The sequence below is a fragment of the Microcoleus sp. AT8-B5 genome (assembly GCF_036705565.1).
GTDB lineage: Bacteria > Cyanobacteriota > Cyanobacteriia > Cyanobacteriales > Microcoleaceae > Microcoleus.
The window spans coordinates 1-15566 of record NZ_JAUBUY010000053.1; the positions used below are offsets into that span (position 1 = coordinate 1).

At 46.7% G+C, this 15566-nt stretch carries 13 protein-coding genes and 1 tRNA gene; 8 read left to right on the forward strand and 6 right to left on the reverse strand.

The genetic code is table 11. From position 1 onward, the window contains the following. The 4 genes from QUB39_RS25635 to QUB39_RS25650 form a co-directional block, all read left to right on the forward strand. Positions 1 to 2168: DUF3987 domain-containing protein (locus tag QUB39_RS25635; RefSeq protein WP_333212865.1), on the forward strand; the 2168-nt coding region annotated here is incomplete at its 5' end. A 68-nt stretch (positions 2169 to 2236) separates the two neighbouring features. Next, a complete protein-coding gene (locus tag QUB39_RS25640; RefSeq protein WP_333212863.1) occupies positions 2237 to 2440 on the forward strand; it encodes a hypothetical protein in 204 nt (67 codons plus the stop codon). 245 nt (positions 2441 to 2685) lie between these two features. Next, complete coding sequence (locus QUB39_RS25645; RefSeq protein ID WP_333055853.1) at positions 2686 to 3006, forward strand: hypothetical protein; 321 nt, start codon at positions 2686 to 2688, stop codon at positions 3004 to 3006. A gap of 32 nt (positions 3007 to 3038) precedes the next feature. Next, complete coding sequence (locus QUB39_RS25650; protein WP_333055854.1) at positions 3039 to 3317, forward strand: flagellar alpha dynein; 279 nt, start codon at positions 3039 to 3041, stop codon at positions 3315 to 3317. Between the two features lie 83 nt (positions 3318 to 3400). On the opposite strand, the gene QUB39_RS25655 is transcribed toward QUB39_RS25650, so the two are convergent. Continuing rightward, a tRNA-Arg gene (locus tag QUB39_RS25655) sits at positions 3401 to 3474 on the reverse strand. Between the two features lie 1344 nt (positions 3475 to 4818). On the opposite strand from QUB39_RS25655, the gene QUB39_RS25660 reads away from it, so the two are divergent. From QUB39_RS25660 to QUB39_RS25670, 3 genes are all read left to right on the forward strand, one after another. Next, positions 4819 to 5493, forward strand: a complete 675-nt coding sequence (locus QUB39_RS25660) for an Npun_F0813 family protein (RefSeq protein WP_333055855.1) — start codon at positions 4819 to 4821, stop codon at positions 5491 to 5493. 558 nt (positions 5494 to 6051) lie between these two features. Continuing rightward, positions 6052 to 7122, forward strand: coding sequence for a hypothetical protein (locus QUB39_RS25665; RefSeq protein ID WP_333055856.1), 1071 nt, complete (start codon positions 6052 to 6054; stop codon positions 7120 to 7122). A 154-nt stretch (positions 7123 to 7276) separates the two neighbouring features. Continuing rightward, positions 7277 to 8251, forward strand: a complete 975-nt coding sequence (locus QUB39_RS25670; RefSeq protein ID WP_333211978.1) for a hypothetical protein — start codon at positions 7277 to 7279, stop codon at positions 8249 to 8251. A gap of 14 nt (positions 8252 to 8265) precedes the next feature. On the opposite strand, the gene QUB39_RS25675 is transcribed toward QUB39_RS25670, so the two are convergent. Both QUB39_RS25675 and QUB39_RS25680 read right to left on the reverse strand, forming a co-directional pair. Beyond that, on the reverse strand, positions 8266 to 8541 hold the full coding sequence (locus tag QUB39_RS25675) for a LapA family protein (protein ID WP_333055858.1): 276 nt from the start codon (positions 8539 to 8541) through the stop codon (positions 8266 to 8268). Positions 8542 to 9034: 493 nt separating this feature from the next. After that, positions 9035 to 10468: a phosphoglucomutase/phosphomannomutase family protein gene (locus QUB39_RS25680; RefSeq protein WP_333211980.1), complete on the reverse strand. Its 1434-nt coding sequence runs from the start codon at positions 10466 to 10468 to the stop codon at positions 9035 to 9037. Between the two features lie 1017 nt (positions 10469 to 11485). Here QUB39_RS25680 and QUB39_RS25685 point away from each other — a divergent pair. Further along, positions 11486 to 12580 (forward strand): hypothetical protein, encoded by a 1095-nt coding sequence (locus tag QUB39_RS25685; RefSeq protein WP_333055859.1) that lies wholly within the window; start codon positions 11486 to 11488, stop codon positions 12578 to 12580. Between the two features lie 41 nt (positions 12581 to 12621). Here QUB39_RS25685 and QUB39_RS25690 read toward each other — a convergent pair whose 3' ends face one another. From QUB39_RS25690 to nagA, 3 genes are all read right to left on the reverse strand, one after another. Then, entirely contained in the window at positions 12622 to 13014 is a 393-nt protein-coding gene (locus QUB39_RS25690; protein ID WP_333211983.1) for a DUF423 domain-containing protein, read from the reverse strand. Positions 13015 to 13366: 352 nt separating this feature from the next. Continuing rightward, positions 13367 to 14053 (reverse strand): magnesium protoporphyrin IX methyltransferase, encoded by a 687-nt coding sequence (gene bchM / locus QUB39_RS25695; protein WP_333055861.1) that lies wholly within the window; start codon positions 14051 to 14053, stop codon positions 13367 to 13369. A gap of 208 nt (positions 14054 to 14261) precedes the next feature. Next, positions 14262 to 15491: an N-acetylglucosamine-6-phosphate deacetylase gene (gene nagA / locus QUB39_RS25700; RefSeq protein WP_333211985.1), complete on the reverse strand. Its 1230-nt coding sequence runs from the start codon at positions 15489 to 15491 to the stop codon at positions 14262 to 14264. Positions 15492 to 15566 lie beyond the last annotated feature (75 nt).

Here is a 15566-nt window from a genome sequence, read left to right on the forward strand (position 1 = left end):
GGCTCGATATTTTCGACTGGATTACGCACGAGAAACTTTCGGTCAGCGACATAACAGCGGCGATCGGAGAGAAGAAAATTTTCGCAACTCCCCCGCAGGCAACAGCAAAAGTTGTCCGTCCTGAACCATTTCAAGTTCCCCACATCTCGGAGCTAGGGGGAGAGATTGAAACACTGCTAGAGTCCGACCTCAAGAAATCTCAGTTACAGCTTAAAATCTCCGAGCTGGCTCAAAAATACCGTCTCAACTCTGCCGATGTCTGGAAAATTTACCGCGAGTTTGAACAAGAGTCAGAGCAAGAAGCCAACAAGGAAGACACGAGAATCGGAATTGAACAACTACTTGCCTCCAAGTCTGCTAGCGTCAAACTCTCCGAAATCTTCCCTGAATCTCTGGCCGCTCCGATCGAAGAAGTAGCGCGACGCATGAACCTCAAGCCTGAATGCTACGCGCTGGCACTAATTTCTGGTGTCTCAAGATTCTTGAAAAATGGCAGTAGCACCATGCTTGTGGAGGAATGGAACAGGTATCGGTGTCGGACTTTTGGCTACTTCGGGGCTCTTATCGCTGAGTCAAGCCAGATGAAGACTCCGGTATTGAACGCCATGATTACAGACCCGCTAGCAGCAATGAGGCAAAAGAATCAGGAGAAGTTCAATGCCCAAGAAAAAGCCTACAAAGAGGAGCTTGAACAATGGAAAAACAGCAAGGATGAGAACAAGGGCCCCGCGCCTGATGCCCCTGTAGAGACAATTCCCTACATCACTAAAGGTACATGGGAGGGAATAGCAGGGATGGTAGGCCGGAATCCCATTCAAGGAATACTCTGGCTGTGCGATGAGCTTGCAGGATTTTTTAAATCAGCCAACCAGTACCGCAGTGGCAAGGGAAGTGACAAAGAGGACTTGCTGGAATGTTGGAGCGGTAACGGTGCTGTGGTGGCACGTGCAGCCGGCACTACCGTTAACGTCGGTGCTGTCTCCCTTTCTATTTATGGAAACATTCAACCCAAGGTCTTAGAACCCTTTCTGGGGGATGGCAGCGATGATAACGGAACCTTTGCCCGATTTGACTTTGTGCAACAGCCACCAGCCTTAACCCAGATAACTTTAGGTGTGTCAAAGATTGACATCAACCCGATGCTGCAAGCGCTCTACGAAAATGTGGACGCTATCCCGATGATGCAATTCGAGCTAGATGAGGAAGCCCGAAAGTTGTTTGTGGACTATTACAACCACTGCCAGCGACTTCGGCTAAATCATCCCAAGCAAGGGATGCGGGCAATGTTAGGTAAGGCTGCTGAGAAAGTTGGCCGCGTCGCAACCATCCTGCACTGTATCCACGCTGCACACACGAAAATTGAGGTTTCCTCCAAGATTCCTGCTAGCCAAGTTGCCGCTGCTATCAAGTGGGTTGAGTACACAACTGTGCAAGCTTTGAGCATAAATATTGAGGTTTCCAGTCCCGATGCGCTTGAAAGCAATCTCGCGAAAATCATCTCGCTGGCAGAACGCAAGGGGGGCACGGTAACAGCTCGAGAGGTTAGCAAGTCCTTTGATGCCAAATACCGTCCAAGCGCACAAAAAATACGGGAATGGTTTACAGAACTGGCAACCATGAATTATGGGGAGGTTACAAGTAAAGGTCAAAGCATTCTGTTTTCTCTTACAAAAACCTCCCCATCCTCCCCAGCAAGCTGGAATGTAGATACAGCAACGGTTACAAGTGGGGATACATACCTCCCCACTGTATCCCCACCATCCCCACTAAGTAACGTTCCCCCCCCGTTTACTCAATCTAGTGGGGAGGAATGGGGAGGTAGTGGGGATACAAACCTCCCCACCTTTAAATCCTTGTCAGATAAGGAGTTAAGGTCTAGTGGGGAGGATGGGGAGGTTTTTACACCTTCTCCTAAAACCTCTCAGTCCTCAATGATGAGCTGTACTACAGGAACCGCTAAACCAGTGCCTACCCCCAATAAACACAAAGTGTTTAAGGAAGGCGATCGGGTTGTTGTTGCCTATGACGGTGGTTCTTTCTATGAAGGCGTTAAAGGTACGGTAATCAAGGTTCGGGGCAATGATGTGACGGTAGATTTCGACAAACGGGTGCGGAATATGGACTTTGCTACTTTTGACCTCGCCAGCACTACGTTGATGAAAATATGACACATGGTGTCGGTATCAGTTGCGCTAGTTGTAGGCAGACTGTTAAGAGGACTTGATTGAAGCAAGCGATGACCAAAAAACACAAAAACAAACTTAATGAGTCAAACGACTTCTGTGTCGCGACAGAAGCTGCCTTTGAGCTTGTTCGGCAAGCAATAGCCGTAAAGCGTAAGAAGGGTGAATATTACCCTTCTCAGTGGGAAGACCCAGAGTGGGTACGTGAGAATATCGCTCCGGCGTTACTCAACAAGATGTTAGAGGGACTTCCTTGAACAATTAGCGGGTCTAGAGTTGGTGGTGGATGAAATTAGTAAATACGGCGAGATTACTTGCGTAAAGCCCGACGGAAGTTTTACTACATGGCTTGACCCCAAGGACTTGGAAGCCGCTGACTAACGGCTCAATCTCATCCCCCTTAATTGGGGGATTTTCGTGTCTACAAGTTTTGTAGACAAACTGTTGACAGTGTAGACAGATATCAGTTATTGTAGACAAATACTGTATACAGGTGTCTACAATGAGTCAAAGTCAAGTTGTATCGTTTAGGGCTTCTGGTCACTTCCTGAACTGGATAGAAGCTCAGAAGCTAGACAGTGAGTCGCTTAGTCAAACTGCACAACGCATTCTCAAGGAAGTCTCAGGCACGTCTACAGCGCTGTCTACTTTGTCTACACCTATAGTGTCTACACTGTCTACGGATTTGTCTACACGAAGTAATGATAGCGTCGCGTCTACAGAAATTGTAGACACTGTAGACAAGGTTGTAGCCGATCGCCTTGACACCGTGATGGAGCGGATGGCCGCCATTGAGGAACGGCTGGGAAAATTGAGTGCCTGAGTGACGGCAACGATGAATCACTCAGGCAGGAATTGAAAGCGGCCAACAAGCAGCTTGCAGAATGGGATAAGGAACTGAATGAGTTACACGAGCGCAACGGCGATTTAGGACTGAAGGTGCAGATGTTGGAGCAAGAACTCAAGGAAGTGCAGCGCGATCGGCAAGCAAATAAAAACTCGGCTCCGACCGTCGCAGAATTTCCAGAGCCGGCCGACCTGCTTAACAAGTTGAAGACCAGACGCAAAAAGTCCGGCGCAAACTTGGCAGATATGGAGGCAGTTTTGGACATACTCAGCTACTTAGAAGAGTAGGACTGAGCTAAAGATGAGCGGAAAACCAGACTCTCGGTAGCTTAGTCAACCTGAAACCCTTGCTACGCAAAAGGATTACCTAACGGGTACGGCAGGACTTGAACCTGCGGCTCGCTGCTTAGAAGGCAGCTACTCTATCCAACTGAGTTACGCACCCAACTCAAAAATCGCTAACAAGATTATTGTATCGGTGCAGTGTGCGATCGAGCAAGTAAATTATTTGATGACTTACGCAGAAACCGCTTTTATCTAGAAAAATATAGCTTGCAGCGCGATGGTTAGGGAAAAAAACCAAGATGATGAGAGTGCCTTTGCCTTCAAGACTGTATCTGACAAAAGCTGGAGGGACTCACCTGCAAACAGCCCAATTGGAAATTTACAATCAAAACTAGGTAGGACTTGATACTCCCCACTGAGGAATCAGGGGGATTGTTGAATAAGACCACAAAGGGACTTTCAAAGGCGTTATCAATGCGCCTCTACCCACTCAGCATGGACGAATCCAAGCTTTGCGTATACTTTTGGCTTTTTTCGGCTTTCGGAGTCCATCACTTATGCCAGATAGGTACGCTCCACATTTTGATATTTTTTGTCAGTTAAATAGGCTGACTGCTCAAATGCAGTAGTGGCTTACTGTGCCGGAATCTCACCGAAACTAAAATGTTTCAACACGTAGATGGTTATTCTTAATCGCTGCACTTATCATATCATTGCGACTCAAGTTGCGATCATTCCACGGCGACGGTCGTCGCAGCCGCTTTCCTCCCCATGTCGGTAGCCCGGGGCTTCTCCCTCGTTTTTTGGTGAACTCGGGTAAAGTATTTAGAGGTCGAGTTGAAACCCCAATATTTGGTCGATCGCATATCTCCCCAAATTAAGACGGAACTCAGACAGCAAAAGAGTCACAGGTGCTTTTTCCCAGATGTCTATTGGTTATGTTAACATCCCGTAGTGGCAAAGCCTAAAACGCTGACCACATTACCGAAAAACCAGAGATCGTCCCCTGATTTGAGGTATGAGTTGAGCCAGAATGACTAATTTGCTGATATTGAGTTATGTTGGCTAACATTCTGCTCGACTTGATATTTGATAAAAATGTGGTAGAACTAGGATTGAAAGACTCAGGTGAAAATCCCTGATGGTACGGAGCCTCTATATAAGCTTCCTCTACGGCATCAAAGCAAAACAGTCAATCGCCTGCTCGGCACGAGCGCGAAAATCAAGCGTTGCCAGTACAGCAGTCGTAAATTGTGCGCGGGGGATTTTCCTTCGTGCATTGATTTATACGCCAAGGCTGAGAGACAATCTCAGCTTAGATAATTGTTAGCATTTGTTAGCAAAAAAGTATCGGAACGCTTGAGGAGAGCACCATCTCTGGGTGATCGGGAGCAATCCTGCTAATTTAAGTGGACTCGCTGAATCAAGAATCCCTTCGCCTTTAGGCATCGGGAGTGTCAAAAGCACAGCACCTCGGCCATGACAGGAGTCAAATCGCAGTGTCATGTTTATTCTGAAACGGCAGGATGTTGAAATAACCAATTTTCAACACCCAAAACGGGATCAACAAATTCCCATTCTCAATTATCAGGGGCAGACTTTTCGCCTGATCAGCGCCTTCAACGGCAAGCAAGCAGAAGACGCCAGAGCCTTGTGGCGGGACTTAACCGACAACCGAGGCAAAGCCTGTGTTCTGCTAGAAGAGCCGGATAGATATAGCGTCTGGGGAAAAGTCCGTTTAGATCAGCTTGCCGGTGAAGAACCGGCAGGGAATGAAGCAGCCAAAGCACCACTGTTCGCGCAGGCTTGTCTGCTGCTCCTCCAAGCGGTTTACTTCGATGTAGAAGACCTCTTAGGCGCAAGGCAAGCCACATCGTTTCAGAAAGATATCGCCAAGGTATTTCAGCAGGGAAACTTCCCCCAGGCAGACTCCCCTGATGCGATAAAAAACTGGCTAACCGTTAGTCCCTTGCAAAATCACAAGGTGCCTCCTTGGCAAGAGCAGCATCTCAAGACCTTATTGCAAGAACTCCACCGCTTGGGCAAATCATATTTTGGCAATACGGACTTCGCGGAGGGAGTGAGCGATGTGCTGCAAGATATGCCAGCACCGGATCGGACTCAGTTTCTAGATTGGCTGAAACAATCAGCCCTCAACAAGTTGTGGATCGCAGGATAGAAAATCTGTGACAATTGCTCAGACAATTGGGTCGAGATAATGGATCTTAGATAATTGCACTGTAGGGGGTACGCGATATACAGGTTGGATGGCCAACTTGTATTGACCAACCAAATTGTTGATTCGGTTTGGATGCCACCTATGGTCTGGCAATTTAACTAAGTTTCGATCGCATTCCCCACCTAGAATCATTGATATGAGTAGGGGAATGGGAAAGCAAAAAAACAGATACCTCAACCTTTGAGGGTATAATTTCAGAGATAGATTTGGTACTGTAAAAACCTTAAGGGTGGAGACATCTACCGTATGTCTATCATTATATTTCCGGGTACAAGATCGACTAACAACTAATTTATTGAATTAGTAAATAGATATTATTCTTGCTTAGTCTTTCTATAGTGTACGAGGGCAAAAGCCCCGACGACACACTGAGGACGCCAGTTATCCCGGAAGCGTCTGATCGAGGTTTTTTAAGGTTTTTGGCGAAAGAATCCTCATCTCCAATCAAAGATTGAGATGGGGTGCGTTCAACCGCTAGTTAGGTCTCGTGGAATCCCTATGAGTAGCACTTCAGAAAAGTCATCTACATCTTCATCTTTACTGTCAGCTCAGACCCTAGTGATTGTGGGCATTGTCTGGGCTGTCATGGCGCTGCTGTTCTTTTTGCTGTTCAGCGTCCCCCTCTCAGCAGAAGAGGGTTTACCTCTGTGGTACTCGATCGGCACTTATATTTTTGAATGCGGAGCATACTTGGGAGCGGCTTTAGTCTGTTTTAGAAACTGGCAAAGCCCGCACATGGTCAGCGGGCGCAACGTCTGGCTGGGCATTGGTCTGGGGATGCTGTTCTATTTTATCGGCGGTGTGCTATTTGGCATTTGGGAACTGTATTTCGAGGCCGACCCGGACGTGTCCCCCGCAGATGCCTTTTATCTGGGCAGCTATGTGGTACTGATTGGGGGCATGGTGATCGCTGTGACTTCCAAACGGCTGAATCTAGAAATTTGGCAGTGGGCTTTGTTAGCGGGAATTGCAGCCTTCGGGATTGCTGTAGCTATCTGGGTTGCTGCACCTGAGTCTTGGAGGCTACAGCTAGGAATGTCTCCAGCAGCCACCCAGGAAGTAGTGACAGGCTCTGCGCCAGCGCCAGGAGCAAAAGGGGCTGGTTTAGAAAATTCGTCCAACTCAATGGTAAAAGGAACAGCCGCGACTGCTGCTAAATCCGCACCCGAAGAAGAAGAAGAAGAAGAAGAAGCAGCAGAACAAAGTAAAACTCCCGCATGGGTAATAGCACTTGACAAGCAACTGTCGCCTTACGCCTATGCAATCAATTTGTTTTACATCGTTGGAGACGTTTTTCTGCTGATTATTGCTACTGCATTGCTGCTGGCGTTTTGGGGAGGACGTTTTTCTCAATCTTGGAGAATGATTGCGGCTGCAACTTTTTCGCTTTACATCGCAGATATGTACTTTAAATGGCGGGATACTCAGGCTGAGGGTAGTTATCAAAGCGGAAGTTTGCTGGAAGTCTTTTTTGTTTTCAGCGCCATCCTGTTCGGAATTGGAGCTATCTTGGAACATGACATCTCAACCCGTTCTCGCCAGAGCAGGCGCAGTCGTCGCGCAGCCTAGCGATTTGAGATTGGGGTTGCTTTGGCAAGCGATGGGGACGCGAAAGCTTTTTTGCCATTGTCAGCATCTCTGAGCTTGAAATCGAAAAGGAAAAATCACAGTTCGCTGACTGCTCGCCTGCGTCTTTTCACGTCTTTTTGCTGGAAAACTTGGCATGACGCCTACAAAACTCTCCGATTCAGACAAACGCGAACTCATCAGGCTGTACCGACAGTCCAACGAGAATACTATCACTCTGGCAAAGCGCTACGGAGTGAGCAGTTCGACTGTGAGGCGCATCATTCAGGGGGCTTTGTCGGAGCCGGAATACGAATTTCTAGTGCAGCAAAAACAAAAGCGTTTGTCCGATCATCGCACAAGTGTTTCTGAACCGACAGAGGCGACTACTGAGTCATCGGCAGATGGCGAAATCGATCCTGTAGCTGTTCCCCTGTCGGAGTCAGCCCCCCTCCAGCAGTCAGCCTCAAATTCGAGACCGACGATCAGAAAGCGTTCTGAATCAGTCCCTGAACCAGTTGCAGAATTGGATGTTTCTGATGTGCCAGATGTCCCAGCAGCCAATTTTGCTGATCGAAGCCACCACCCTGTTGTGACTGGTGAACTAAAGGCAATGCTGCCAGCAGAAGGGCTGCTGGCAGGTGAAGACTTTAGCGATTTCGAGGATGAGGATGATGAGGATGATGAAGACGATTTAGATGACGACTTCGACGAAGATGTAGAGGATGAGGACTCTCTGTCTGAAGGCAGTCTCCTGGGTTCATTATCGTCGGGGGAGTCGCTCCTCTTCGAGGGCTTCGCTAACGAGCTTCGGGGTACAGGACTAATTCAAGTTTTGCCTTTAAGCGAAGCATCTTTGCCCAAAATTTGTTATTTGGTGGTCGATCGGGCGGCAGAGTTAATCACCAGGCCTCTAAAAGCTTTTGGCGAACTGGGTCAAATTCCGGCAGCGGAAATTCGCGAGAAAACCCTGGCAGTGTTTGACAATCACCGAGTGGCCCGCCGATTTGCTACTCGCAATCAAAGGGTTTTCAAGATTCCTGACAGCAGTATTCTGCAAAAAGCAGCGCCTTATTTGCGAGCTAAGGGAATTACTCGGTTGCTGATTGACGGTCAGGTATATTCCCTGTAAGGGATCAAATATATTTAATATTGTACGGTGTCAGATTCTTCTGGAGTGGCCGGAAATTTAGGACGCGAGTTTTGGGAATCTGAAAGGTTCCACAGCGGTTGCAGTAGCGCACCTCCGATCAGTCCTGCACTCAGGCTCATTGCCAATACTACTCCTACGGGCATTTGTATCGATTGAAAAAAGATAAAGTTTAAGGATACTGGGGCGGCATTTTGCACTGAAATAATGCCGATCGCGCTGACTAAAATTGCTACTAAAAAACTAATGGCGAGCAGAGGAATTGTTTTCATAAACCGGTTGACAGGCTAGTAATTTAACTTGTATAATTGTTTTATAATCGGAATATGTGTGAAAATTTTATTTTTGCAAACACCCCATTATTTAATAATATACAATTTTATCTGGATAAAAGTCAAGTAGATTCGGAAAAAATTTAGGAATTTTTTAAATTAATTAAAAATTAAAAATAAATAGATAAATTTACAAATCCCCAACTTTAACAAATCCCAGTGTATTGCAAATATATACAGCGGATTCCAGGTTTATAAAGTACACCCCAGAAACCGGGTTTCTTCTGGATTTCTCGCCAGAAACCGGTTTTATTCAAGAAACCCGGTTTCTCTGTACTTCACTTACCTGGAAAGTGCTGTAACTGGCCCAGCAGTATCGATGATTAATGTTCAGAGGCTTTGCCAGAGTTATCAAAAATAGGTAAGGTGCGCTTCGGCGCACCTCACAATCCCAAGCACTAGGGGAAAAACCCCCGTTGGAATAGGTAGAAAGTTAAACAGGTTCTAACTGGGCAATTACCTTTTCCATGTGTTGGGCAACTTGGCTTTCTTTTTCCACAGAATTGGTTTCCATGTAAACGCGCATCAAGGGTTCAGTTCCCGAAGGCCGCAGCAGTACCCAGCCACCGTCTTCAAGATAAAGTTTAATCCCGTCTTTGCGGCCGATTTCCTTAACGCGGATACCTGCTACTTCTGTGGGGGGATTCTTGGTAAAAGATTCCAAAACGGCTGCTTTGTGGGCTTCTTCTAGGTGCAAGTCCAAACGTTTGTTGTACAGGGGGCCGTTGGCTTCTTTAATGGCTTCTTCGACTAGCTGAGAAAGCGGTTTGCCTTCATAGGCGATCGCCTCAGCAACTAGCATATCAGCCAAAATCCCGTCTTTTTCGGGAATGTGACCCAAAACGCTCAAACCGCCAGACTCTTCGCCACCGATGAGCACCGCAGTTTCGCGCATTTTTTCGCCGATGTATTTAAAACCGACTGCGGTTTCGTAGATTGTTAAACCGTACTTGGCGGCTAAATTGTCCAGTAAATGAGTAGTTGCGACTGTACGGACGATCGCCCCAGTCAAGCCTTTATTCTTAACCAAGTGACGCGCCAGCAGCAACAGCACGGTGTTTGGAGTCAAGACATTTCCCAACTCGTCAACAATACCAAAGCGATCGCTGTCGCCATCGGTAGCCAAACCCAAATCCGCCGAATCCTTCTTAACAGCTTCCACCAACTCGACTAACTGTTCCCCCTTGGGTTCGGGCATTCCGCCCCCAAACAGCACGTCGCGGTAGGTATGAAAACTTTCGACATCGCAGCCGCAGTGTTCCAAAACGCCGTCGAGATAGCCGCGAGAAGTCGAGTAGAGAGCGTCGTACTTCACCTTCAACTTAGCAGAGCGAATCCGCTCCACATCGATCAAAGTATAAAGAAACTTCAGATATTCGGGTTTCGGGTCAAAACTGGAGATTTTATCGTTGTGGCTGCCTTTAGCTGGGGCATCAGAAGCACCAGCAATATTTGCCACAATTGTATCAGTAATTTCCGGGGTAGCCGGGCCCGCGTAGTCGGGGATGTATTTGATGCCGCAGTAAGGTGCGGGATTGTGCGAAGCCGTGAACATCAGGGCTCCTGCGGAGTTGAGATGCTTGGCGCTGTAGGCGATGACTGGTGTGGGGCAATCTCGATCGACCACTTTCACTGTCCATCCCAAATCTGCCAATACTTCCGCCGAAGTGCGGGCGAACTCGTCTGCCAGAAAGCGGGTATCGTAGGAGACTAGAACTGGGCGGTCTTTTGTGTAAGCGGTTTCTAGGTAACTGGCGATCGCCCGGGTGACTTTTCGCACGTTGGCAAAAGTAAAGTCATGGGCAATCAGTCCTCGCCACCCATCGGTTCCGAACTTAATTTCTGTTGAATTGCTGCTAGCGCTCATTTTATCCACTTCCTCTCGTCCTACTAATCCTACCCGAAGCCATAGCCTTAAAGACGTACTGGCCGTGCTGTTTGTGAGGATCGATCGCCCGTGGGGCCCGCATCAACCTAATCCTCTCGTTGTAGGGACAGGCTTGGGCCTCCGACAGAGGACTCGAACCCGCCGGATTTGGCAAAATGCGCGGGCTACCGGGCGAGTCACTCGCTAATTCTGGTTTTGAAGGGTAGGTGGTCGATCGAATGGACGACGATCAATTGCGGGCGATTCCCTACGGGATAGCTTCGCTTCACGGGGAAGCTAAGGATCGCGAATTAAATAATTTACACTCTTGAAAGTGGGATGGGCACTCTTAGCCCGCCCTTTCTGGACGGGCTAAGAGTGCCCATCCCACAAGAACCATCACGCATTCTAAGTTATTTAATTCTCATTCCTAAACAACGGATCACAAAAAACTGCCCTGGCAATGGCATTAACTAAATGCACATAAATCTGATTCTCATCTCCAATTTAATTTTTTATTTAGAAAAGCCGATTGTTAATTTTTTTAGGGTTTCATAACAATCGTCAGGCTCACAATACAATTCTAATTCAGCTATAGAAATAAATTAACCAAAGTCACCCTTAGAGCGTGCTGTAGCTTAGCTTGTTTAATAGATTAGGGCGATAGACCAAAGCGCTCCCAAACCAACATCAAGTATTTCAAGCAGCAGTTTTTTTGAGATAGACTTGACTTTAATTATTCGATTTTAAGACAAATTAAATTTATTTGCAGCCCTCTTTATAGGTCAAAAAAATCACTTAGGATCGCGATCACAGGGTGATGGTGATCGATCACACAATAAATAACGTTATTAACGTGCAACTTATAAAAGATGCAGGCAGTCGAGCCAAATGGCTTATAGCTTTAAGCGTAATGGCTGATGACGGTCAGCGTACAAATGCAGAAAATTGTAGTTAACAACGTTAAAAATTAGGGGAATCGATCGGGTGCGACTTAATAAAAAAACGAGGTTTATCATGACGGGTATTTCACAAATATCTTCAAAATCTTTACCAGCAGCCGACCAATTTCAACAGGGCGCAAGTCAGGCGTCCCAATGTATTACCGAACTGGACATTGACCAACTCCCAAAAGCTAAATGTGTCAGCGTTTCTTCCTTCGCAGTTAGCTGGGCAAAAAAATATTACAGTACAGTGGCGACAAGAGAGAACCAAGCGCCACGCCAAATTCTCCCAAGCCTAGATTTAACTAATTTTGAGGGCAATAGAGCCCCCATAGTTGACAAATTGACAGATACCCTGAAATTAGCCAGCGAGATAGCTTGGAGTAGAGTAGAAGCTCTTTTAGAGACACAAATAGAGCGACACGCGATCGATCCAAGTTTAATTAATTCTTTAGAAATTGCCGCCGATTCTCGCACCTTATATCGGAAAGCAATAGACGCTTATGCGGATAGAGAACCTATTTTCCGCTTGTCAGTGCTGGTGGGAAAAGATATTATCAAAGTGAGGCGAAAATACTCAAAGACAGATCCGTTAGTGCTGGGATTTGTGACAATGGAGTTTCAATACACTAGCAAAATCTTGTTAGGATGTCTTTCGGAGTCAGAGAGAGCGGAATTTGCGCCCTACTTAAAAGTTGTAGACGACTATCTGCACATTCCCTACGGAGAGATTAACGAGGCGGCGGCGAATCAGCCCCCGAATTCAAGAGCTCTATTAGCCGTTCAGCATTTGTTGCAGCACACGACTCAGATTGCTAGTGCAGTGTACGATCGAGCTAGTGCCCAGCATCAAGGATACCGCAGCAGCAGCGGGTATTTGAGCGATCGCGAGGTAAAAATTTCTGGTATCCGAGATGTCGAGATTTTTCAAAGCTATTTGTGCTGGTGCGTTTTGGAAGGTAGCATTCACCCGGTACAGCAAGAATTGTTTCCAATTTGCGTGATGTTGTACCCGAAACTTCATGTAAGTTGGGAGTTAGTGCAGGATATGCTGCTGATTTTATTTTGGGAAATATGTGAGCGGCTTCCTGCTGAAGATTTAACGGTATTTGTACCTTACTTGCGTACTTTGACAGAGCTGTTTTCCAGGGATGTTTTTGATAATTAGGTAATTGATAATTGGTAATTGCTTCAAAATTTACCAGTTGCCTATTTAAAACTAAAAGCTGCGACTGCCAAACATCCCCAACCAACAATAAAAGCAACTCCCCCCAGCGGCGTAATTGCACCCAGCCATTTGATGTCGCTCAAACTCAGGGCGTACAAACTGCCTGAAAAGATGATTGTGCCGGCAATAAAAGCCCATCCAGCAACTGCAAAAAATGTTTGAGACTCTTGGGCGCGGCTCAAGAGTAAAGCGACGAGTAATAGAGCCAGGGCATGGTACATTTGATATCGGGCGCCGGTCTCAAAAATGGTTAAAGCTCGATCGCTCAATTGATTTTTTAAAGCGTGGGAGGCGAAAGCACCGCCTGCAACGGATAAACCTCCGAATACCGCTGCGACTGCTATAAAAATACGAACTAAAATTAGCGTTGACATAATATTTATTGAATTGGGCAGAAGGAGGCTCGGCAACGAGCAATGTACGGGATGTAAAGGATAGAAGGAAGAAGGAAGAAGGAAGAGGGAAGTTCGGCAACGGATTCTGTAACGGATGTAACGGATGTAAAGGATAGAAGGAAGAAGGAAGAAGGAAGAGGGAAGAAGGAAGAGGGAAAAACATCTAATTGTTGAGATAGAAGGTGCGCGGTGCGTGCCTTACTTGTCATTGCGAGCCGCCGCGAAGCAATCGCAGAGTATGGAGGTTCACTTGCGTAACTTTGGTAAGGGAAGGTGCGCTAGGCGCACCCTAGGCTGATGAGAAATTAGCTTTTTTGCAAATATTTTTAACCTATTTCCGCACAGCTTCTAGCAAGCGAGAATAGTAAAAGCTAGTGCTAGTCATCGCTGTTCTGTTAATAACAAAACCATTGTTTTCTAGGATTTTGATAATATCAGCTTCGCGGTGCTGGTAAGCCCGGGTAGTTTTGCTGGGGCCTGGGAAAAGTTCACCAATTTTTTTGAGGGCGGTGAGTGCTAAAGTTTTGGGTGCAAAACTAAGAATTAGTCGCGATTCGGCGATCGAACTTAGGTGTGCGATCATTTCCGCAGCCTTATTTTGAGGATAGTGGATGAGTACATCCAAACAAATCACTGTGTGGAATTTGCCGGTTAAAGCTTCCAAATCTTGGGCGGCGAAGGAGATGTTGTAGAGCTTGCCGGGAACTGCTGTCGATCGATCGTAAGCTTCTGCTACCATCTTTTCAGAAATATCGCTAGCACAAACAATTGCCCCAGCTTCAGCCAGGGGAATGCTCAGAGAGCCTACACCGCAGCCGGCATCGCAGACACAAAGCCCGGGCAAATTGCCGTCAGCTTGCAGCCATTTGATGACTGTATCCACCGTTTGCTGATGCCCGGTGCGGATGTCTAGCTGAACTTTATTGACTTTGCCCTCGCCGTAAATTCGCTGCCAGCGATCGAATCCCGTCGAGTTAAAATACTGTCTAACTATAGTCTTGTCGTCTACCAAATTCATCGATCTGCCTGCTGCTGATTTATTGCCAACGGTTAGATATTATATAGCAATACGGTTCGGAAAATGTGCAACTTGCAACAACCGATTTTAGATGGGCGATTTGAGATTTTAGATGCAAACGGCACATCTAAAATCTCAAATCGATCGGGTGATACCAGTTCGCCCATTCCCAATTCTTCAATTCTTTAATTTAAAATGGTATAACAGGTTAAAATAACCGATGCCAAGTCAATTGCTTTGTCGCAGCATTTAAATTCCAGCGCAACAATTGAGTTGCAGATTTGCCAATAATTCCCGAAATTCCGATCGCCCTTCTCGGAGATTCAGTTGCCAGGGCGATCGCACTTTCGGCATCGCAAATTCCCCACTCCACTAAATTCTGCACTCCCGCCAACAGCGGCAGAGTTGTACCCGCCAAAGTAGCAGATTCCAGGACTGAGTGGTAATCTAATCTTACCCAAGCTGTACCTTTTCTGACTTCAATTTGTCGGGAATCCCAAGGATAAACACCATCTGGCAAACCCAAAGGAGCTAAAGCATCGCTCACCAAAAAAACGCCTTTTTCATACCTACCAGCGCGCAGCAAAAAATCAATCATTGTCGGAGAAACGTGCTTCCCGTCAGCAATTAAACCGCATTTTACGCCCGGATAAACAATCGCCGCTCCCAACAAACCCGGTTCTCTGTGGTGCAAACTCGGCATCGCATTAAAAGCGTGAGTTACCATTGAAGCTCCCCGCTCAAATGCTTGTTGGGCTTGCTCTGCCGTCGCTTGGGAGTGTCCGAGACTGACGGAAATTCCCAAACTTTGCAAATAGGAAATGACTTCGCCAGTGCTGTCTAACTCCGGCGCTAAAGTAATTATTTTGACAATATCGGCACAATCTCCTAAAACTTGCTTGACATTTTCTATAGTTAGCGGTAACAAAAACTCAACTGGGTGAGCTCCTCGCTTCTGGGGGTTGAGAAAAGGGCCTTCGAGGTGAACGCCGATAATTTCCGCTGTTTTGGCTTTATTGGTTGTGGCAACAGTAGTTTGTACAGTGCGGATATAATCAGCTATAGTCGAGAGCGATCGCCTAAACTTATCCACCGAAGTTGTCACCAAAGTCGGCAAAAAAGCATCCACTCCCTGATTCCACAAAAATTGACAAATTTTCGGCAAAATTTCAATATGCTCGTTTTCTAAATCGGGAAAAGCAAAACCGAGCGCCCCGTTAATCTGCAAGTCAACACCGCCCAGAGAAATCCAATCGCCTGCTACATCAACGACTTGCAAATGAGGAGGACAAATCCGTTTAAATACGGCGTCCATCGGCAAAACTTCTTGAATGATTCCCGTTTCGTCAACAGCAAGCATCTGCAAATCCTTGCAGCCGGGGAGGCGAGCATTGAGAATATCTGTGGGGGTGGCAGTTGGGGTTGTGGCTTCAGTCATCCGAGTTTAGATTTTAGATTTTAGATTTTAGATTTAATATTCGCTACGGATAAATCCGGTGGCTGGTGAGGAGGG

What these genes read in the sequence shown, in the direction of transcription:
- QUB39_RS25685 (WP_333055859.1), top strand. Translation starts at nt 11,486, where the DNA reads ATGACGGGTATTTCACAAATATCTTCAAAATCTTTACCAGCAGCCGAC.
- QUB39_RS25675 (WP_333055858.1), bottom strand. Translation starts at nt 8,541, where the DNA reads ATGAAAACAATTCCTCTGCTCGCCATTAGTTTTTTAGTAGCAATTTTA.
- QUB39_RS25645 (WP_333055853.1), top strand. Translation starts at nt 2,686, where the DNA reads ATGAGTCAAAGTCAAGTTGTATCGTTTAGGGCTTCTGGTCACTTCCTG.
- QUB39_RS25660 (WP_333055855.1), top strand. Translation starts at nt 4,819, where the DNA reads ATGTTTATTCTGAAACGGCAGGATGTTGAAATAACCAATTTTCAACAC.
- QUB39_RS25670 (WP_333211978.1), top strand. Translation starts at nt 7,277, where the DNA reads ATGACGCCTACAAAACTCTCCGATTCAGACAAACGCGAACTCATCAGG.
- QUB39_RS25665 (WP_333055856.1), top strand. Translation starts at nt 6,052, where the DNA reads ATGAGTAGCACTTCAGAAAAGTCATCTACATCTTCATCTTTACTGTCA.
- QUB39_RS25640 (WP_333212863.1), top strand. Translation starts at nt 2,237, where the DNA reads ATGACCAAAAAACACAAAAACAAACTTAATGAGTCAAACGACTTCTGT.
- nagA (WP_333211985.1), bottom strand. Translation starts at nt 15,491, where the DNA reads ATGACTGAAGCCACAACCCCAACTGCCACCCCCACAGATATTCTCAAT.
- bchM (WP_333055861.1), bottom strand. Translation starts at nt 14,053, where the DNA reads ATGAATTTGGTAGACGACAAGACTATAGTTAGACAGTATTTTAACTCG.
- QUB39_RS25680 (WP_333211980.1), bottom strand. Translation starts at nt 10,468, where the DNA reads ATGAGCGCTAGCAGCAATTCAACAGAAATTAAGTTCGGAACCGATGGG.
- QUB39_RS25690 (WP_333211983.1), bottom strand. Translation starts at nt 13,014, where the DNA reads ATGTCAACGCTAATTTTAGTTCGTATTTTTATAGCAGTCGCAGCGGTA.